Annotated in this window: 18 protein-coding genes; 4 read left to right on the forward strand and 14 right to left on the reverse strand. The window is 57.2% G+C overall.

Translation table 11 applies throughout. From position 1 onward, the window contains the following. The first annotated feature begins 18 nt into the window (after positions 1-18). Positions 19-2937 carry a pitrilysin family protein gene (locus AAC060_RS15990; RefSeq protein WP_339828138.1) on the forward strand — a complete coding sequence of 973 codons (2919 nt, stop codon included), beginning with the start codon at positions 19-21 and terminating at the stop codon, positions 2935-2937. A gap of 48 nt (positions 2938-2985) precedes the next feature. Further along, a complete protein-coding gene (locus AAC060_RS15995; RefSeq protein WP_339828141.1) occupies positions 2986-3282 on the forward strand; it encodes a hypothetical protein in 297 nt (98 codons plus the stop codon). Positions 3283-3358: 76 nt separating this feature from the next. On the opposite strand, the gene pal is transcribed toward AAC060_RS15995, so the two are convergent. The 10 genes from pal to AAC060_RS16045 form a co-directional block, all read right to left on the reverse strand. Beyond that, the gene (gene pal / locus AAC060_RS16000; protein ID WP_339828178.1) at positions 3359-3865 is read right to left on the reverse strand and encodes a peptidoglycan-associated lipoprotein Pal; all 507 of its coding nucleotides are present in this window, start codon (positions 3863-3865) and stop codon (positions 3359-3361) included. 75 nt (positions 3866-3940) lie between these two features. Then, the gene (gene tolB, locus AAC060_RS16005) at positions 3941-5281 is read right to left on the reverse strand and encodes a Tol-Pal system beta propeller repeat protein TolB (protein ID WP_339828143.1); all 1341 of its coding nucleotides are present in this window, start codon (positions 5279-5281) and stop codon (positions 3941-3943) included. Positions 5282-5291: 10 nt separating this feature from the next. Further along, positions 5292-6128: a cell envelope biogenesis protein TolA gene (locus AAC060_RS16010; RefSeq protein ID WP_339828145.1), complete on the reverse strand. Its 837-nt coding sequence runs from the start codon at positions 6126-6128 to the stop codon at positions 5292-5294. A 15-nt stretch (positions 6129-6143) separates the two neighbouring features. Continuing rightward, a complete protein-coding gene (gene tolR, locus AAC060_RS16015) occupies positions 6144-6596 on the reverse strand; it encodes a protein TolR (RefSeq protein WP_339828148.1) in 453 nt (150 codons plus the stop codon). A 2-nt stretch (positions 6597-6598) separates the two neighbouring features. Continuing rightward, positions 6599-7237, reverse strand: coding sequence for a protein TolQ (gene tolQ / locus AAC060_RS16020; RefSeq protein ID WP_339828180.1), 639 nt, complete (start codon positions 7235-7237; stop codon positions 6599-6601). Between the two features lie 73 nt (positions 7238-7310). Next, positions 7311-7775 carry a YbgC/FadM family acyl-CoA thioesterase gene (locus AAC060_RS16025; RefSeq protein ID WP_339828150.1) on the reverse strand — a complete coding sequence of 155 codons (465 nt, stop codon included), beginning with the start codon at positions 7773-7775 and terminating at the stop codon, positions 7311-7313. 193 nt (positions 7776-7968) lie between these two features. Then, on the reverse strand, positions 7969-8316 hold the full coding sequence (locus AAC060_RS16030; protein ID WP_339828151.1) for a TraR/DksA C4-type zinc finger protein: 348 nt from the start codon (positions 8314-8316) through the stop codon (positions 7969-7971). A gap of 5 nt (positions 8317-8321) precedes the next feature. Then, positions 8322-9665 (reverse strand): amidohydrolase, encoded by a 1344-nt coding sequence (locus AAC060_RS16035; RefSeq protein ID WP_339828153.1) that lies wholly within the window; start codon positions 9663-9665, stop codon positions 8322-8324. A gap of 25 nt (positions 9666-9690) precedes the next feature. Next, positions 9691-10083, reverse strand: a complete 393-nt coding sequence (locus tag AAC060_RS16040; RefSeq protein ID WP_339828155.1) for a VOC family protein — start codon at positions 10081-10083, stop codon at positions 9691-9693. A gap of 146 nt (positions 10084-10229) precedes the next feature. Then, positions 10230-10772: a DUF3617 domain-containing protein gene (locus tag AAC060_RS16045; RefSeq protein WP_339828157.1), complete on the reverse strand. Its 543-nt coding sequence runs from the start codon at positions 10770-10772 to the stop codon at positions 10230-10232. Between the two features lie 140 nt (positions 10773-10912). Between AAC060_RS16045 and uvrB the strand changes: the two genes are divergently transcribed. Further along, positions 10913-13090, forward strand: a complete 2178-nt coding sequence (uvrB, locus tag AAC060_RS16050) for an excinuclease ABC subunit UvrB (protein WP_339828159.1) — start codon at positions 10913-10915, stop codon at positions 13088-13090. 642 nt (positions 13091-13732) lie between these two features. On the opposite strand, the gene AAC060_RS16055 is transcribed toward uvrB, so the two are convergent. Both AAC060_RS16055 and AAC060_RS16060 read right to left on the reverse strand, forming a co-directional pair. Beyond that, on the reverse strand, positions 13733-14347 hold the full coding sequence (locus AAC060_RS16055) for a redoxin domain-containing protein (RefSeq protein WP_339828161.1): 615 nt from the start codon (positions 14345-14347) through the stop codon (positions 13733-13735). A gap of 42 nt (positions 14348-14389) precedes the next feature. Then, on the reverse strand, positions 14390-16480 hold the full coding sequence (locus AAC060_RS16060; protein WP_339828163.1) for a protein-disulfide reductase DsbD domain-containing protein: 2091 nt from the start codon (positions 16478-16480) through the stop codon (positions 14390-14392). 85 nt (positions 16481-16565) lie between these two features. Between AAC060_RS16060 and AAC060_RS16065 the strand changes: the two genes are divergently transcribed. After that, complete coding sequence (locus tag AAC060_RS16065) at positions 16566-18239, forward strand: alkaline phosphatase family protein (RefSeq protein ID WP_339828165.1); 1674 nt, start codon at positions 16566-16568, stop codon at positions 18237-18239. Between the two features lie 19 nt (positions 18240-18258). Here the strand turns inward: AAC060_RS16065 and AAC060_RS16070 are convergent, their stop codons facing one another. Next, complete coding sequence (locus AAC060_RS16070) at positions 18259-19203, reverse strand: right-handed parallel beta-helix repeat-containing protein (protein WP_339828167.1); 945 nt, start codon at positions 19201-19203, stop codon at positions 18259-18261. A 132-nt stretch (positions 19204-19335) separates the two neighbouring features. Then, the coding region (locus AAC060_RS16075) for a vitamin B12 dependent-methionine synthase activation domain-containing protein (protein ID WP_339828169.1) at positions 19336-20900 on the reverse strand (1565 nt) is incomplete at its 5' end.

Genomic DNA, 20900 nt, shown 5'->3' on the forward strand with positions numbered 1-20900 from the left:
ATTGAGAGGAAAGTTTTGATGTCCCGTTTGTCCCGTTCCCTGTTTCTGGCTTTATCCACCACGGCGTTGACGGTTGCCGCTCCGGCTCTGGCCAAACATCATGAATCGGCGAAGCCGGCGCCGGTCAGCGAGTTGGTCAACGCGGTCGATATCCCTTATGAAGAATTCACGCTAGACAACGGGCTGAAGGTGCTGGTGCACACCGACCGCAAGGCACCGATAGTGGCGGTCTCGATCTGGTATGGCGTTGGCTCTGCCAACGAACCGAAGGGCAAGACCGGCTATGCCCATCTGTTCGAACATATCATGTTCAATGGCTCCGAAAATGCGCCGGGCGATTTTTTTGAACCGCTGCGGCAGATTGGTGCGACCGATCTCAACGGCACGACGTGGCTCGACCGGACCAATTATTTCCAGACCGTCCCGACCTCCGCGCTGGATGTTGCCCTGTTTCTCGAAAGCGACCGGATGGGCCATTTGCTCGGCGCGGTGACGCAGGAGAAACTCGACAACCAGATCAGCGTCGTCTCGAATGAAAAGCGCCAGGGCGACAATCGTCCCTATGGACTCGTCGGCTATCGCCAGACCGAATTGCTGTTTCCCGCCGATCATCCCTACGGACATGACACAATCGGTTCGCTGGAAGATCTCGAAGCGGCTTCGCTCGACGATATGAAGCTTTGGTTCACCGATCATTACGGGCCGAATAATTCGATCCTCGTTCTGGCCGGCGATATCGATGCCGCGACCGCCAAAGCGAAGGTCAACAAATGGTTCGGCGCGATTCCGCGTGGCAAGCCGATCCCGCAGCTCAATCCTGAATTGCCGACGCTTGATGCACCCATCTACGAGGTGATGAAGGACAAGGTCGCGACCACGCGCATCTATCGCAACTGGGTGGTGCCGGGTCTGAACGATCCCGATTATACGCCGCTCGATGTCGGCATGACCGTGCTTGGCGGCCTCGCCAGTTCGCGGCTCGACAATATCATGGTGCGGGAAGAGAAAAATGCGGTGAGCGTTTCCGCTTATGTGCTTCCGTTCGTACATGGCAGTCTGGTCGAGATCACGGCTGACGTAAAACCAGGTGAAGATGCCGATGTCGTCGCCAAACGGCTCGATCAGATTATCGCCGATTTCATCGTCAATGGTCCGACAGCAGATGAAGTGCAGCGGGTAGCGACCCGCGATGCGGCGGCACGGATCGCCGGTCTCGAGCAGGTCGGCGGCTTCAGCGGCAAAGCGGTCGCTCTGGCACAGGGCAAACTCTATTCCGATGATCCGGAATATTACAAAAAGGAACTCGCCCGGCTGGCATCGACCACGCCGGAAGCCGTCAAGGCTGCGATGCAGAAATGGCTGACCCGTCCGGTGCTAGGCATCACGGTCGTCCCGGGAGAGCGGGACGAATATCAGGAAGTGGGCGCCGGCATCGGCGCGCGGACCGGCGTTTTGACCGCTCCGGCTTTTTATATGCAGGACGGCGAAGCGGCAAAGGGGACTGTCACCACGCCCGACCGGTCTCACCTGCCACCCGTAGGCGAAATTCCGAACGTCGATTTTCCGGATGTCGAAACCGCAACCCTGTCCAACGGCATCAAGGTCTATTTCGCCCATCGTGATACGGTGCCGATGACCCGGGTGACCCTGTCTTTCAACGCCGGTACCAGCGCGGATTCCTCCGACAAGCTCGGGCTGCAGAATTTCGTTACCGGGATATTGGAAGAAGGCACGACCAGCCTGACATCGGTCGAAATCGCCGAGCAGCAGGAACGGCTGGGTGCCAATATCAGCATTAGTGGCGGCCGTGATCGAACCGATGTCGATCTGAGCGCGGTCAATCCCAATCTCGATGCTTCGCTCGACCTGATGGCGGACATTGTCAAAAACCCGGCGTTCAAAGCCGATGATATCGAACGCATCCGGGTACAATTGCTGACCGCAATCGACCGCGAGGAAAGCGATCCGGCGAGCATTGCCAGCAATATCCTTCCGCCATTGGTCTTCGGTTCGGAACATCCTTATGGCCGCGGCCTGTCGGGTAACGGCACCAGGGAATCAGTATCGGCGATCACCCGCGATGATCTGGCCGGTTTTCATCATAAATGGATGCATCCGGCAAAGGCGACTATTTTTGCTGCCGGAAAGATCGACAAGCAGGAACTGGTCAGCAAGCTGGAAATGCGTTTCGGCAAGTGGAAAGGCACCGGGAAAGCCGCCCCCGCTAAGAATTTCGACGCGGCCATTCCGGAAGGACAGGGCAGGATCATTGTCATTCACCGCCCCAATTCTCCGCAGTCGATGATATTGGCCGGACAGGTATTGTCCTATAAAGGCTCGGATGACCTGCTGACGCTCAACGCCGCCAATGAAATATTGGGGGGCAGTTTCCTCTCGCGGATCAACATGGACCTGCGCGAAACCAAGGGCTGGAGCTACGGAACCCGCAACACCGTGCTGCGCGGTGAAGACCGGGTGCTCTACACCATGCGTGCTCCGGTCCAGACCAACCAGACCGGTCCTGCGGTTGCCGCAATAGACGCGCAAGTCCGGGATTTCCTCGGGGAAAACGGCGTTACACCGGTGGAGCTGGAACGGATGATCAATGGTAATGTCCGCGAGCTGCCCGGCCAGTTCGAACGGACGCCGAGTATCTTGAGCCAGATGCAGGGTGACGTAATGCTGGGCAGGCCGTCCAACTATGCGGAAACCGTGGCTGACCGCTACAAGGCTCTGACCGCAGCCGAAGTGAACAAGGCGATGGCGGATGCGATCGACCCCGACAAATTCACATGGGTCATCGTCGGTGACGTGTCCAAGATCAAAACCCAGCTGGATGCCCTTGATATGCCAATCGAATATCGCGGCTATGAAGCTAGTGACACTGCTGTTAATAGTGAGAGTGGTTCGAACGATTCGGCAGAGGGTGACGAGTAATCGCTAGCCCGGACCGGATCACGGCTTTGACATTAAAAGGAGAATGGAATGTCTATTGATGGAACTTATACTTGTGTGACGAAATCCCCGATGGGAGACCAGACTTCGGAATTCACCATCGTAACCGACGGTGACACATTTACCGGCAACAATGCCGGTGCAATGGGTGCGATGGATGTCGAAAATGGCAAGGTCGACGGTAATCACATTACCTGGGAAATGAACATGACCGTTCCCATGCCAATGAAACTTGAAGGCGATGCAGTGATCACCGACGGCGAGCTCGTCGGTTCGGTTAAAGCGGGCGCTTTTGGTGAAATGGCGATGACCGGCACCAAGAAATAATCGAATTTTTCTGGATAAAAAAAGGGCCGCTACCTGCAGAGGTAGCGGCCCTTTTTATTTGTCAGTCCAGATCGATCTAGCGGACGACGACGCTGACCGCGCGGCGGTTCTGTGCCCAGGCGCTTTCGTTGGAACCGAGCGCGTCGGGACGTTCCTTGCCATAGCTGACCGTGGTCATCCGCGCCGGGCTGACACCCAGCGAGGCGAGGTAGTTTTTCGCGGCATTGGCACGACGTTCGCCGAGCGCCAGGTTATAGTCGCGGGTACCGCGTTCATCGGCATGGCCTTCGATGGTAATCCGCGCATTGGGATTCTGTGCCAGCCATTGCGCCTGGCTTTGCAAAATAAGCTGATCCTGGGAATCGACATTGAAGCGATCGGTGTCGAACAATATCTTGTCGGACATTGTATTGGCCAGGAAATCACCCTGTGAACCAGGGCCATAGCCCGGGCCAGAAGGTCCGGTCGGCGTTGGCGTCGGCGCCGTACCAATGGGTGCTGGCGGCAGTTCTTCCGGTGGCTTTTTTGAACAACCAGCCAGTACGAGGCTGGCGGTAATCAGGAGGGGGGTCGCATATTTTATCATCATATTGCTCCTATTTGAGTTAGCCCTTCGGCTATATATAGCCTCTTTCCAAAGACTTGTCGCGTTTCTAATTTATGGCAGCAATGGACCCCATGCCGGATCAGAGCCATTGACCGGGGTCGGCAGCTGTCGTTCGTTGCGGCCGGTCAGGTCAACCTGCCAGATTCCGGTGGCGCCATTTCCCCTTGTCGTCCGGAAAAACTGGATGACGCGACCATTGGGCGCCCATGTCGGCGCTTCGTCCTGCCAGCTGTTGGTGAGCAATCGCTCGCCGCCACCGCTTGGCGTCATCACGCCAATACGGAAATTACCGGCCATTTTGGTGAAGGCGATCAGGTCGCCGCGCGGGCTCCATTCCGGCGTGGCAAAGCGACCACCGCCAAAGCTGATCCGTCGCTCATTGCCACCATTGGAGTCCATTACATAAAGCTGCTGGCTACCGGAGCGGTCGCTTTCAAAGACAATCCGGCTGCCGTCGGGAGAGAAGCTGCCGCCGATATCGATGCCGGGGGAAAAGGTGAGGCGTTGCGGATTGGCTCCACCTGCGGACGACACTTTATAGATGTCGGTATTGCCGGCAATCGCCATGGAATAGAGGATCCATTTGCCATCCGGTGACCAGCGCGGGGCGAATGTCGGGTTGGTGCTCTGGGTGATCAGCCGCTGACGGCCGGTTCCGATATCGTAAATATAGATGCGCGGGTTGCCGTCGAGAAAGCTGAGATAGACGATGCTTTTGTAGTCAGGAGAGAAGCGCGGTGTCAGAGCAGTGGCCTGGCCGTTGGTGATGAACCGGTGATTGGCGCCGTCGCTGTCCATGATCGCCAGCCGCTTGACCCGGTTACCCTTGGGACCGGTCTCGGCGATATAGGCGATACGACTGTCGAAAAAGGGCGATTCACCGCTCAGCCGGGAGTAGATGGCGTCGGCGCATTTATGCGCGGCCCTGCGCCAGTCGCGTGGCTCGACGACAAAACCCTGACGGGTGAGTTCGGTTTCCAGCGCGACATCATAAAGATAGCAGCCGACCGTCAGCTTGCCGTCGGGATTGGTTTTGATGAAGCCCTGAATCAGCGCCGAAGCGTTGGTGCCGCTCCAGTAAGGAAATTGCGGAGCGGTCACTTCAGAAAAGCTGATCCCGCGAACCTGATTGCGGCCAACCGGCTTGAACAGCCCGCTGGACCGCAGATCGGTGACGATAACGTCGCTGATCTTCGCGCCCAGTTCGGCGGTATTGCCGGCGGGCGTGTCGACATTTTGCGGTGTCGGCAGTCCGGGGACCGCGATGACCAGTTCCTCCGATCCGCTATTGTCGACATCGACCGTCAACTGCGCGTGCGCGGTTGCGGTCAGCCCAACGCTGGCAATGACACCAAGGATGAAGGTTCGGATATAGGGGGCGGGCGATTGCATGTCTGGTCTCCTAGACGCCAAGATACAGGACAGGTTCGATAACCTTCCATTCGTCATAAAATTTTTCCGGGAATGTCGTGAAAGGGGCAGCAAGCTGCACCGCGGCAATTGCGCGTTCCTGATGGATGTCGACCTGTGACCGGTTGCTTGCTGTGATGCCGGTGGTTGTCGCAGTCGGTGTGCCGATGATCCGGCCATTGCTATCAAGCCGTGCGGTAACCTTGGTGCGCAAAAGTTCGGCATCCGCGCCGGAGGGTGGACGCCATTTCTGTTTGATCAGCCGGTATAGTTCGCGTTCCAGCGAGGCGACGGCTGCTGACGAAGCCTTTTCCGCCGCGATATTCTGGTTGCGGCTGACCGAAGACGCATCGGTCACGCCTTTCAGGAAATCATCACCCAATCGAGAACCGCGCGGTTTGTCCGCAGGCTTGGGTGAAGGCTTTGCAGCGGGCTTCGCGGCAGGTTTAGCCGCCGGTTTGGGTTCGGGCTTGGCGGTACTGCTCGACGGTTTGTCGGGTCGCCTGCGTGGCTCGCGGGATGTCGGTGCGGGGGCTGGTGATGGTTTGGGCCTGGCTTCGGCTTGCGGTGGTTCGGGCAACGGCTCCGGCGTGACAAAACTGCTCTCGTCAGGCGTGCCAAGTTCTGGCGCAACGCTGGTCGCCGGCGTGACTTTTGCGGGATCGGGAGCGGCGCTTACAAGGCCGACCTCATCGGCGATCATCACCTCGATCGGTTTGTTCCGGAAGGCGTCATTGGTCGTGCTGAGAACGCTGAGCGACAGCACGCCAAAAAGCGCCACATGACCTGCAGCTGCTATTCCCAAGCCAATTTTTTCAGCTTTTTCCATATCAGCCGATGACCATTATTGAGTCTCTGATGAACCTGTAGTGACCAGCGAAACCCGGTTCAGTCCAGCCCGGTTCAGTTCGCCCATCACGCCCATGATCAGTCCATAATCCAGCGTCTTGTCACCGCGCAGCATGATCTGCCGCGGATCGTCGGGATTCTGGTCGGCGGCGATATCCCGCAATCGTGTTTCGAGAGCGCCACGGCTGAGTTCCTCATCCTCGATAAAGATACGACCTTCATTATCGATCGAAATCTGTACCGGCTCCTGCTCCTGTTCCAGCGCATTGGCGCGGCTTTCCGGCAGGTCGACGGGCACGCCAGCGACCAGCAACGGCGCCGTCACCATGAAAATGATCAGCAGCACCAGCATCACGTCGACAAAGGGCGTGACGTTTATCTCGGCCATCGGAGCACGTCCGCGGCCACCGCCACGCCTGCCTATTCCGGATCCCATATTCATGCCCATGCTTAGTTCCCAACTTCCAGTTCGCGACTGAGCGTTGCATGGAAACTATCGGCAAAGCGACCCATCCGGGCCTCTAGCTTATTCAGCCGGTGGGAAAAGCGGTTATAGGCGATCACGGCAGGGATAGCGGCAAACAGACCAATGGCCGTCGCGAACAGGGCTTCGGCGATACCGGGCGCGACCACGGCAAGCGAGCTATTCTGTTCTGCGGCAATTGCCGAGAAGCTGCGCATGATACCCCAGACGGTACCAAATAGGCCGACGAAAGGCGCGACGCTGCCAACCGTTGCGAGGAAGTTAAGTCGGTCGGCGATGCGATCCACTTCCTGGGCAATGGCCGAGTTCATGGCGGATGCCAGCCGTTGACGGGTGCCCTCGCGGTCGACCGGTCCCTTGGCGGTCGAACGACGCCATTCCTTGACCCCGGCTGCCAGGACTTTCGCGCTGGGCAGGCTGGACTGGCCATGCGCATCAAAAAATCTGTCAATATTGTCGGTTGAGCCAAATGCCTGCTCGAACTTGTCCGATTTTCTGGCGATTTTCGTGATGTTCATGCCAAAACTGACGATGATCGTCCATGTCCATATACTGGCCAGAAGCAAGCCGAGCATCACCGTTTTGACGACAATATCGGCTTCCATGAACAGCAGGAATGGCGAAAAATTACCGGTTGTCGCTCCCAGGGAAAGTTGGTCTAGCAAGTTTTGATATCCTTCATTTCATATTCGCTTGATCCATGACGCCAGCAAATGCCTTTGTCCACGATTTCGGTTGCCGCCTCGGACGTCCGGCGGGGGTAAGGAAGGCTGCGTGAACAGATGCTGACGTAATCTGGTCTGTTCCGCGGAAAATATTCTGGTCGATAATCACGCTGGCGGCGCGCAGCGTTTCGACCGTGCTGATCACGACAAGATCATCGTTCAGCTTGGCCGGCAACAGATATTTCATCGTCAGATCAACCACCGCATAAACCCCTTCACCGCTGTCATAGGCCGCGCCCTGGTCCATATCGAGCAGGCGGAGCATGTCCGAGCGGGCCCGTTCCATGTAGCGCAGATAATTGGCGTGATAGACGATACCGGAAAAATCAGTGTCCTCGAAATAGATGCGGCAGGCGAAATAATGCTTTCCATCAACGAACCGGCCATCAAACGGCTTGATATCGGGGGGGATTTCCATCGGCATACATTAGGGTGATGTATGCAAAGGGGAAAGGGTGAAAAGCATTGCGACCATGCACTGGGCGCAAATATGACTCGACCGAACCGGTGCAATCCACCTTGGCCCTGACGCTAGGGTTTTGGCCATAGCTATTCGGGAATAAGTGTAACGGTTTCCAACATCCACTGGAGCCCGCTGGGACCGGCCGGGATCAGCGCGCGCAATCGATGCAAAGGGCTGCCGCCGGATCAATCTCCAGCCGGCGAAAGGCAATCGGTTCTCCGCATTCCGCGCACCAGCCAAATTCACCTTGCTCGATGCGTTTTAGAGCCATTTCAATCCAGGCGATATCACTCGTCCGGCGCCGGGCTTCGGCCTGAGCCATTTCCTGTTGCTGCATGGCGTCCATACGGGAGAGCCGGCCAACACTCTGCTGGTCCAGCTCTACCGTATTGCGCCAGCTTGCCGCTTCCAGATCAAGCGCCTTCAACTCCGCTTGGCGCTCGATCAGGCTGGCATGCAGCGCTTTGACCTGCGCCGTTGATAGTTCGTCCGCCACGACGGTTATTTCTGCGGCGTCAGATAATCCAGCGCTGCTGCTGTCATCGCTTCGGTTCCCAGCGTGACGGATTCGCGCGGAGCAATCTTGAAGAACGGAGAGTGGTGCGAAGGCACCGGTGCGCCGCCGGCTTTCTCGCGATCAAAATCGGCCTGCGGTGTCCCGCCGACCGAGAAATATACGCCCGGCACATCGGTATTGGGCGCGACAAAATAGGCAAAATCCTCGGCGCCCATGCCTTCGCGCGGCTTGTTGTCGAACACCTGCTCGCCAAAGCGGGCGGCGAAAACGCCCTTCACCCGCCGGGTCATCGCCGCATCATTATAATTGGCCGGAGTCGATTCATGCGACACCAGAACTTCAGGCAATTTGTCGTCCGGAAGGCCGTTCATCCGGCCGACATTGGTCGCGATACGCTTGATCCCTTCGAGCAATTTTGCCCGCGTTTCCTCGTCATCCGAGCGGACGGTCAATTGCATCACCGCCTTGTCGGAAATGATATTATGCTTGAAGCCGCTGTGAAAGGAACCAACGGTTACCACGGCTGGCTTGAGCGGTGCGATTTCCCGGCTGACAATCGTCTGCAGCGCCATGATGATTTCCGCGCCCATCACGATAGGATCCTTGCCGCGATGCGGAGATGCGCCATGCGCGCCAACTCCGTGGACAATGATATCAATGCTGTCGGACGAGCTGCTTCCAATGCCTTCGTCGATTGATAGCTTGCCGGTCGGCGTGTCAGCGGAAACGTGAAAGGCCATGGCGAGGTCGGGCTTGGGGAAACGGGTATAGAGTCCGTCGTCCATCATCAGCTTGGCCCCGCCAATCCGTTCCTCGGCCGGCTGTGCGATCAGCACCAAAGTACCGGACCATTGGCCCTTCATCGCCGACATTTGCCGCGCTGTGCCGATCAGCGAAGTGATATGCACATCATGGCCGCACGCATGCATGACCGGTTTTTCGTCGCCGTCGATGCTGACCTGTTTCGCAGTCGACATATAGTCCAGCCCGCTGTCTTCGACGAGCGGCAGGCCGTCCATATCCGCGCGCAGCATCAAAGTCGGCCCCGCTCCATTTTTCATCACTGCAACGACACCGGTGCCGCCGACTTTTTCGGTAACGGTGAAGCCCGCAGCGCGCCATTGCTTCGCGATAATCGCGGCGGTGCGGGTTTCCTTATAGGAAAGTTCGGGGTTTTGATGGAAATCGAGAAACAGCGCTTTCAGATCTTTGTCATAATCCGCTGCGATCGCCGCTGCCAGATCGGGTGATGTCGAACTGTTCTGCGCCGACACAGGGGCGGTCCAGATCAGGGCGGTTGTCGCCGCCAAGGCCAAAAGATGTTTCATATTTTTCTCCCTCTATTTTTCTACTCTATGCCGGGCCCATACGAAATGCGCAAAGCTTGTTGCCTTCCGGGTCGCGGAAATAGGCGCCGTAAAATGCACTCGGGCCTTCATCGCCGCGAACGCCGGGCGCGCCTTCATCGCTACCGCCAAGCTCGAGGGCTTTATTGTAGAAGCTGTCGACCTGCGCACGTTCCTGCATCTGCAATGCGATCATATTGCCGTTGCCCGGGTGCGCCGCCTGTCCGTTGAAAGGGCTGGTAAGCGCAATCGATGGCGTGGTCATATCGACACCATAAAGCGTGAAGCCGTTCTCCTCGACTTGCATCAGGCGTTTCGCGCCCAGTTCGCCGAGCAGCGCGTCATAATAAGCGCGCGCCTTGTCGAGATCATTGCTGCCGAGCGTTACATAGCCAATCATATCATTTCTCCTGACGATCAATCGGGGCGACTGATTCGGTCTCGAAATAAAATCTATCAGTCAGAGGCGCAGATGCAATCACCCAAAAAAAAGGCAGAAGCGAAACGCTCCTGCCTTGATCTTGATCATTTTCGATAATGGCGGGACTAGCCGGCTGGGCAGTCACCGATCCGCTTGCCATTGCTCTTGGCAGAAATGTTCATTTTCATACCCGCTGCGCCGCCAACCATATTCATCGTCATCTCGTAGCTGCTTGGTCCATATTGGCCATCCATGCTCATGGTCATGTTGCCGGGACCACCGCCCATATTGTTACAGGCCATTTCGGAAGATACCGCGCCGCCGCTCATGTTGAATTTCTTGACTTCGCAATTGGTTTCTTCCTGCGCGGCAAAAAATTGTGCGCCGGGGTTTTTGGCTTCTTCCTCGGTGATGCAGGATTTCGAGGTCGTTACCTTGCCCTTCATGCTGTCCAGAGCGCCAGCCGGCATGCCATCCGGCAGTCCTTCGATTTCGACGTCGACGATTTCGACATTGTTTTCCCATTCGCCGGGCTCGAGCGTGACTTTGTTCATTTCCTTGGCGACTTCGTCAGCGGTGATATTGCCGTCACCGTCCTGGTCAGCGCCCTTGTCGGAACAGCCACCTATCAGGCTGAGTACAGCCACTGAAACAAGTAATTTTTTCACAAGAATATTCCCTCAATGTTTACGCCCCCGGTTCCTTGCATAAACGGATGAACCGCAGAAGTAAATTTGCGTTGATCACCCTGAGCCGAAAACTCCATAACGGGGATGACATTGGACCCTTTTTGTTCCATATTAGAGTTATGACAGAACTGGTAATCAGAAGAAGCCTGGCGGAGCCCGAGACCGGCGAAGATTTCGTGCCGCACAAGCCCAATCGTCCCGAAAAATCGGAAGGTGGAAGACCATTCAAGCTGGTCAGCGATTTTGAGCCTGCTGGCGATCAGCCGGCTGCGATCAAGGAGCTGGTCGCCGGGATGCGCGACGAGGAGCGCGATCAGGTGCTGCTCGGGGTGACCGGATCGGGCAAGACCTTCACGATGGCCAAGATGATTGAAGAACTGCAAAGGCCCGCCCTGATCCTGGCGCCAAACAAGATTTTGGCGGCGCAGCTTTATGGCGAGTTCAAGAATTTCTTTCCGGACAACGCCGTCGAATATTTCGTGTCTTATTATGATTATTACCAGCCGGAAGCCTATGTTGCGCGGTCGGATACCTATATCGAAAAGGAAAGCTCGGTAAACGAAGCAATCGACCGGATGCGCCACAGTGCGACCCGCTCTTTGCTCGAGCGTGATGATGTGATCATCGTGGCGTCCGTGTCCTGTCTATACGGTATCGGTTCGGTCGAGACCTATTCGGCGATGATCTTTGATCTCAAGAAAGACCAATCGGTCGACCAGCGGGATATCATCCGCAAGCTGGTGTCGCTGCAATATAAACGCAATGACATGGCCTTCGCCCGCGGCAATTTCCGGGTTCGAGGCGATAATCTCGAGATATTCCCGTCGCATTACGAGGACATGGCCTGGCGGATCAGCTTTTTCGGCGACGAGATTGAAGAGATTGTCGAATTTGATCCGCTGACCGGGAAGAAGGGCGCGACCCTGAACCAGGTAAGGGTCTATGCCAATTCGCACCACGTCACGCCGGGGCCGACGATGAAACAGGCGATGGAAGCGATCAAATTCGAGCTTGCCGTCCGGCTCAAGGAACTGGAAGCGGAAGGCAAGTTGATAGAGCATCAGCGGCTGGAACAAAGAACCAATTTCGATCTCGAGATGATCGCGGCCACCGGCAGCTGCGCCGGCATCGAAAATTACTCGCGCTTTCTGACCGGACGGCTGCCGGGTGAACCGCCACCGACGCTGTTCGAATATCTGCCGGACAACGCGCTGCTGTTTGTCGATGAAAGTCACCAGACGGTGCCGCAAATCGGTGCGATGTCCAAGGGCGATCACCGTCGCAAGATCAACCTGGCGGAATATGGGTTTCGTCTGCCGAGTTGTATCGACAACCGGCCGCTTCGTTTCAACGAATGGGACGCGATGCGACCGCAAACGGTGAGCGTGTCGGCGACGCCGGGCAAATGGGAGATGGAGCAGACCGGCGGTGTGTTTTCCGAACAGGTCATTCGCCCCACCGGGCTGATTGACCCGCCGGTCGAGATCAAGCCGGTCGAGGATCAGGTCGACGATGTGATCAACGAATGCCGTAAGGTGACGGCGCAGGGTTATCGCACCCTGATTACCACGCTGACCAAGCGAATGGCGGAGGATCTCACCGAATTCATGCACGAGGCGGGGATCAAGGTCCGCTATATGCACAGCGATGTCGAGACGCTGGAACGGATCGAGCTGATCCGCGACCTGCGGCTGGGGGTCTATGACGTGCTGGTCGGTATCAACCTGCTGCGCGAAGGGCTCGATATTCCGGAATGCGGTCTGGTAGCGATACTGGACGCCGACAAGGAAGGCTTCCTGCGCAGCGAAACGTCGCTGATCCAGACGATTGGCCGCGCCGCGCGTAATGTTGACGGGCGGGTCATACTCTATGCCGACCGGATGACTGGTTCGATGGAGCGCGCGATCAGCGAGACCGATCGCCGCCGCGAGAAGCAGCTCGAATATAATCTCGAGCATGGGATCACGCCGCTTTCGATCAAGAAGAATATCGGCGACATCATCGCCCATGCCACGGCCAAGGATATGGTCACCGGCGCAGTCCAGGACGATGGCAAGCATCTGGTCGGCCACAATCTCAGGAAGCATATCGAGAGTCTGGAGAAACAGATGCGCGATGCTGCGGCTGATCTGGAATTCGAGACCGCAGGCCGCCTGCGCGACGAAATCCGCAAGCTCGAGGCGGAAGAACTGGGCCTGCCCGCCGATCTGCAGGTCGCGCAGCCGAAAGGCCGGTCGACCGAGGGGCGACCGGGGACGCGGAAAATGGGCTATGGCAAGACGCAGCGGAAGATGTAGAGAAATATCTATGCCGTGTCGGTGGCTTCCACGAGCGCTAAACAGGCATGCGAATCGGTAACAATGGTAACTATCTGGAAAGTCAGACATTTTTGTCGAAGCTGGAAATGACCCTTTGGAACCGGTTGGCTGATGGCCGCCAGCCACCCTCAGCGCTTAACAATAAAATAACGTCAATTCAGTATCTTGCGTTAAGATACATGTATTTACACTGTTGTTCATAGCAGGTTGTCTAGAAGGCCATTATACAGACCGCAGTGACAAGAACTGGCCCAAAAACAATATTCCTGCGTAACGGAATAGATCAGGGCTAGCATCAGGACGCTAGAAAATTACCTCCACCACCAGTGAAAGCTGGTGGGCGGACCGGGCGAGTTTGACCGCCGGCGCCTTTAGATAGGGTCGCACGCTGTCGGAACAGAGGCGGAGGCAGATTCGGGTTGTGTATTGAATCTGTCTCCGATCCTCGGTGTGAATAAAGAGCAGCAATTGCTCATCCATTGGGTCCGGTGACCTGTTGACGGCAGCTTGCGGGGGTTCGCCTGCCGTCCCAAAATCCGTAGACCCGGGGCGCAGGGCTGGCACGCGCGTAAAGTTTGCGTGCCGGTCCTGCAACCATTTCAGCGTTCAGGTCCCGACAATTCAGGACGCATATTTGACCGAGCAGCCGTAGGGGCGCGAATGGGCGACGCTGACCTTGTCACCGGATTTTATCTCGGCCAAAGCGGCGAGCACATGATTGCGAGCAACCTTGATATCTGCCGGATTGGCGGTCGGTTTGTCGTCGATCCCGCCCTGATAGACCAATATTCCCGCGTCATTGATAATATACATATGGGGCGTTGTCTTGGCGCCATAGGCTTTGCCGACCAGACCTTTGGTATCGAACAGATAATTGTTCGACTGGATATTCTGCTTGGCAATAAGCGCTTTCGCTTCGGTGCCGGTCATATGGCCCTGCTTGCCCTTGGCACCGCTGTTGATCGTTAGCCAGACCGCACCTTGTTGCCGTGCCGCCTTCTGTGTCGCCTGCATATTGCCGCTGTTATAATGTTTGCTCACAAAAGGGCAGCCGGGATTATGCCATTCGAGCACGACGGTCTTGCCGCGAAACTGTGACAGCTGAACGGTTTTCCCATTTACATCAGTAAGCTTGAAATCCTGAGCGATAGCGCCTGTTTTCTGCGCTGCCGCCAGAGGGCTGGCTAGTGCGATGGTGGCGATGGCCGCCACGGCTATGGATGAAAGGTTCCTCATGAATTGTCTCCGTTCATTGGGGGTGGAAGCAAGGGGTAGAGTTTATACCGATTTCTCGACCAAATCCACCAATGTTGTCACCGTCAGAATCTGCGGGAGGATGACGGGTTCCTCGCCGGGGGCATAATAAAGATATAACGGCACGCCGGCACGGCCATGCTGTTCCAGGAAGCGGCTGATGACCGGATCGGGTCGTGTCCAGTCTCCCATCAGCACGGCCACTTTGGCGGCTTCAAAGGCTTCGGCGGTTTCGGTGCGCTGGATGGCGGCGGCCTCATTGGCCTTGCAGGTGATGCACCAGTCCGCGGTGAAATAGGCAAAAACCGGCTGGCCGGATGCGCGCAGTTCCGACAGGCGGCTTTCGCTAAACGCTTCGCTGGGCAGTGTCGCGGCAGACGAGTGCGCCAGCTTCTGGCTATTCATCGCCTCTTGCCCGGGGAGGGCGATGATACCGCCCAGAACCGCAGCGACCATCGCCGCGCTGGTCAGCGCGCCGCGCGACAGCCCTTTCATCTGTCCGCCGCCGAACCACCACAGGATCAGGCTGACCGTGAGCAGGAAGATTAGCGACAGACCCAGTGCATCGGTGCCGATCTGGCGCCCGAGCAACCAGATCAGCCCGATGCTGGTGAGGAACATCGGGACGGCCATGATCTTGCGAAAACTGTCCAGCCAGGGCCCGGGTTTGGGCAAGCGGCTGCGGATAGCCGGTACAAAGGCGATCAGCAGAAAAGGCAGAGCCAGGCCGACGCCGAGACCGGCAAAAATCACCAGCGCAGCCACCGGCGGCAGGACGATTGTCGCACCAAGAGCAGCTGCCATGAACGGGCCGGTGCAGGGCGTAGCGACAAAGGCAGCGAGCGCACCGGTCCAGAAGGAACCGGCAGCGCCGTCTTTCTGAACGAGCTTGTTACCGAAATTGACATTGGGCAGTTCGAATAGGCCTGCCAGATTAAGCCCGATGGCGGTCACCAGCGCCAGCAGGACAAAGATGATCCGCGGGTCTTGCAGCTGGAAGGCCCAGCCGACGGCCGCGCCGCTGGCCCGCAGGCCGAGCAGCACCGCACCAAGCGCTGTCGCGACCAGTACGACACCGGCAGTGTAAGCCAGAGCATCACGTCGGACGACGGCTTCATTGCCGCCAGCCTTGGCCAAGCTGATCGCTTTCAGGCTGAGTATCGGAAAGACGCAGGGCATCAGGTTGAGAAGCAAGCCGCCCAATAATGCGCCGCCCAGTGCCAAAAAAAGCAATGACGCATTGCTCTCGGTCTTCGGGCCGTCTCCGGCCAGCGGCAGGCCGGTCATGGCGACGTCGCCTTTGACTGCAGAGATCAGGAAACCCGTGTGACCGCCGATTTTCAGAACGCCGTTGATCGCGTCAAACCCGTCCCCACGCGCATCGGTTTCGAGGATCAGGCGATCGCCGTCGCGCGTGAATTTCTGTGGTGCGGCATAGTCGACAACGCCGTCTTCAAGAATGAAGAAATAGGGACTGTCAATCTCGACATTGGCCGGCAGCGGAACCGACAGGCGGAACAGGCTGTCGGTGACGGCAAAGCTCGCTTCGCTGCCCAAAGGCCGGGGCAGGGCGGCGCGGAAACCGTTGAATCGTTTGTCGAGCACAACCGCCGGAGCGTCTTTGCCGACGACCTGCAGCGTGATCGACAGTTCATCCTGTTCGGGCACGCAAATCTCGTCGGTGCAGGAAAGCCATTCCGATTTTACCGAAATCGGCAAGGGGCCGGGACCGACCTTGTCGGACAGGACAAGATCGACCAGCACCGCATAGTCGCCCTTGTAAACATAGTTCATGATGCCGGAGATCAGCAGCGTATCGGGGACCTGAAATCTCGGCTTTCCGGCGGTCACGCCTGCGGGCAGGGTCCAGTTAAAGCTCATGCCAATGCCGGCATCGCCGGGATTTTCCCAGTAACCGTGCCATGTCGGCTTGGGTTCCATGAGAAAGGCCAGGGTTACACTTTGCCCGGCTTTAACCTGTTGCGCTTCGGCCATGAGCGTGGCCGGTACGTTCAATTCGCTATTGCCCAGCCGGTTCTGCGCTTCGGCCGCAGGAGCAATGACCAGCGCCATGAACGCCAGCATTATCGAGAAAATGCGAAAATCAAATGTCATAAAAACTCACTATTTCCTGTTTATCCGCATCTAGTCTATTGCTAGACCTCTTTCCATAGTCGCTTTCATCCAGTGGGGACAATTCGTGCAAAAATCGAACATAGTTACAGCCTTGGCTGCGCTTATCACATTTTCGGGAACCGCAAATGCCGAAGATAATAACAGCGCGGAACGAGCCAATCCGAAATTGGTCGTTGCCATTTCGGTTGACCAGTTCTCTGCCGATCTGTTCGCCGAATATCGCAGCAGTTTCACCGGCGGCCTGAAACGGCTGGCAAATGGCGTAGTATTCCCGTCCGGCTATCAGTCCCATGCGGCAACCGAAACCTGCCCGGGCCATTCTACGATCATGACCGGTGTCCATTCCGGGCGCGCCGGGATCATTGCCAATAACTGGATCGACCAGTCGATCGAACGCGAAGACAAGACCGTTTATTGCGCCGAAGACGAACGGATCGCGGGCACCAGCTTCGGTGATATCACGGCAGCAACCCAGGGTGATTTTGTCGCTTCCGCCTGGCATCTTCTGGTTCCGACATTGGGCGAGCGGCTGAAGAAAATATCACCAAAATCGCGCAATGTCGCGGTGGCGGGCAAAGACCGGGCAGCCCTGATGATGGGCGGCCACGATATTGACGAGATATATTGGTGGAAAGGCAACGGATTTTCCACCCTTCAGGGCCGCAAGATAATGCCTGCGGTGGCCAGGTTGAACGAGACTATCGGCGCAAAAATTGACAAGGCCCGGCCGGCCTTTGACATACCGGCCCGCTGTTCCGCGCACAGCGCCAAGATCATGCACGGGGAAGGCAAATCTGTCGGAGACTATGCTTTCCAGCGTCCCGATGGTGCCGCCAGCATATATCGCGGCTCGCCTGACTTCGACAGGTCGATAATCGCGGCGGCAACCACGGTGATCAATGAAATGAAACTGGGGCAGGGCGAGGCGACGGACGTGATATCTGTCGGGCTGTCCGCGACCGACTATATCGGTCACGCCTTTGGCACCGAGGGCCTCGAAATGTGCATCCAGATGGGTGAACTGGATCGGTCACTCGGAGAGTTTTTCGACATATTGGACGGGCAAAACATTGATTATGTCGTGATGCTGACCGCCGATCATGGCGGTCTGGACCTGCCGGAACGGATGAGTCAGCAGGGCGTGCCGACGGCACAGCGTATCGACCCCGATCTCAATGCAAAGGTCATTGGCAAGAAGGTCGCAGCGGGGCTGAACATTCCGGGTGACAAGCCGGTGCTCTACGCGGACGGACCATTTGGCGACTATTATGTCAGTCTGGATTTGTCAGAAGAGCAGCGAGAACAGGTCAAGGATAGCGCCATCGCGTTGATCGCTGCCCATGCACAGGTCGAAATGGTGCTGGACCGTGACGATATTGCGTCGATCGAAGTCCCGCGCGGATCGCCCGACGAGTGGACTCTGGCCGAGCGTGCGCGCGCATCTTTCAACCCCGACCGGTCCGGCGATTTTATCGTCCTGCTGAAAAAGGGAATTACGCCGATTGCCACAACCCAGCGCGGCTATGTTTCAACGCACGGCAGTCCCTGGGATTACGACCGTCGTGTCCCGATCCTGTTCTGGCGCTCGGGCATCCAGCATTTTGAACAGCCTCTGTCAGTAATGACCGTCGATATTGCACCCACTTTGGGTGCGCTGATCGGCGTGGAAATCACTGCGGATCAAACGGACGGTCAATGTCTGGATATCGACGGCGGTCCTGCAAATAGCTGCGAATGAACCGGATCGTGACGAGGCCCTAACGCCGCTGGTAGCGGGTCAGGCCTTGTCCGAGACTGTTGTTCGCAATCCGCAATTCGTCGCCGCTCCAGTCGGCGACGAACCAGGTGTTCCGTTTTACACCCTTGGCCAAGGACGCGTTGTTCGAATGGATATTAAGTCCCGTTGAACTATGTTTTTTGTCTTCGGCTGCCACTGCGATGAAGGCGCTATAATTTTCTTTGTTCTGGCCCTGAACAAAGACATTGCCGCTGATCACGCCGGTCGCGCCAGCTGGCAGGTCGATCATGTAATTGGTGGTCCGGCCCTGTGTGTCGTCAAAACTATTGTTGTTGATCGTCGCCCGGGGTGCCCGGCTTTTGACATAATGTCCGCCATTGCCCTTCTCGAACCGGCTGTTGGTCACTTTCAGCGATCCGAAATCACCGATATAGATGCTGTGCGCGCAGGACAGGCCGCGATCGCAGCGTCCGAGCCGCTGGAACGTGGAACGGTCGATGACGATCTCCGCGCTCGGATCATCGGCGCTCAATATGCCCTGCTCGGCGTTGCGGAACATGGCGTTGTAGACGTAGAGATCGCCCCGCTCAATCCGGATGCCGGCCCCGTTGGCATCGGGAACGCGCTGGTTCTGAAATATGATTCCGTCAATAGTGGCTGCTTTGCCCCGCAGGACAAGCGATGCTTTCCCTTCGCAAACACCGCCATCGAGGATGGTTTGACCCGGGACGGAAGCCTTGTAGGTGATCCGGCCGGCTGTCTGCACCGCACAATCACCATAGGCGCCGGGTGCGATGACGATGGTCGCATTATTGCCGCCAATGGCTGCAACCGCGTCCGCCAGTTTTTGGTAGGTCTGGCCGGTTTCCACGACCGTGAAGGGAGCAACGCGCTGCGCTTGTACGGCGGTTCCGGCAAGTGTGGCGAATATAGCAGCGGCAATCAAAGGGGTCTTGAGGTTCATTTTGGCCATCCTGAATCGGAAGAATAAGGCAGTCTCATTATCGCCTGCGGCGACGGCAAACAATAGTGTTACTTAGGCTGTCCCATATGAATTCAGGCTGAGCGACATAGGTGAGCCGGTGAACCGGACGCACTATTCGTTCAGATTGGGCCGCAACCATCGCTGAGCCTGTTCGACAGACACGCCGCGCCTTGTGGCATATTCTTCCACCTGATCTTCACTGATCCGCGCGACCCCGAAATAATCGGCTTGCGGGTGGGCGAAATAAAATCCCGAAACCGCAGCCGTCGGCGTCATTGCGAAGCCGCTGGTCAGCTCGATACCGGTATTTGCCGTCGCATCCAGCATCTCGAACAAAATCGGTTTCAGGCTATGGTCCGGACAGGCGGGATAGCCGGGGGCAGGGCGGATCCCCTGATATTTTTCCCGGATCAGGTCCTTGTTGTTCAAATTTTCGTCCGCTGCATAGCCCCACAGATCCTTGCGGACATGTTCGTGCATGCGTTCAGCGAAGGCTTCGGCAAACCGGTCGGCAAGCGCCTTTAGCAGGATGCTGTTATAATCATCCTTGTCCATCTCGAACCGCTGGACATGTTCGTCAATGCCATGGCCGGCGGTAACCGCAAAGCCGCCGATCCAGTCGTCGCTGGTATCGATGAAATCGGCGAGACAATTATTCGGCTTGCCGCCACGCTTGACGACCTGCTGCCGCAGCATCGGCAGATTATACTCGGCATTTTCCGGCGAGACGAGAATATCATCGCCTTCCCGTCGGGCGCGCCAGATGCCGGCCACGCCTTTAGCGGTCAGCCATTTTTCCTCGATAATCTGGTCGAGCATCACCTGTGCATCGCGGAACAGGTCGGTCGCGCTTTCGCCGACAATTTTGTCGGTCAGGATGGCGGGATAATTGCCGGCCAGTTCCCATGCTCTGAAAAATGGCGTCCAGTCGATATAGTCGCGCAATTCTGCGAGGTCCCAGTCTTCATAGACATGCAGACCCGGCTTCGCCGGTGCCGTAGCCTTGAGACTCATGTCGACCACAGCGGCATTGGCGCGGGCTTCTTCGAGAGTTGTCAGTTTCTTTCCGGTCTTGCCCGCTCGCGCGATGCGGACCTGCTCATAATCTTCCCGGGTCGTGGCGATGAAGGGTTCTGCCTGGGTGTCGCTGACCAGTTGTGATGCCACACCGACGGCGCGGCTGGCGTCGAGCACATAGATGGTCGGGCCGCTATAGGCGGGTTCAATACGCAATGCGGTATGGGTTTTTGAGGTCGTCGCTCCGCCGATCAGCAACGGCATTGTCATTTTTGCCCGCTCCATTTCTTCGGCGACGGTCACCATTTCATCCAGCGACGGTGTGATCAGGCCGGACAATCCGATGATGTCCGCGTCATTGTCCTTGGCGGCTTTCAAAATGTCGGTCCACGACACCATGACGCCGAGATCAATGACCTCGAAGCCGTTGCATTGCAGCACGACGCCGACGATATTCTTGCCGATATCATGCACATCGCCCTTGACCGTGGCCATGATGATCTTGCCCTTGCCCTTGGCCTTTTCGTCTTTTTCCGCCTCGATATAGGGGAAGAGATGGGCGACGGCTTTCTTCATGACGCGGGCAGATTTGACCACTTGCGGCAGGAACATCTTGCCGGAACCAAACAGGTCGCCGACGACATTCATGCCGTCCATCA

Source organism: uncultured Parasphingorhabdus sp. (genome assembly GCF_963975555.1).
In the GTDB taxonomy this organism is placed as follows: domain Bacteria; phylum Pseudomonadota; class Alphaproteobacteria; order Sphingomonadales; family Sphingomonadaceae; genus Parasphingorhabdus.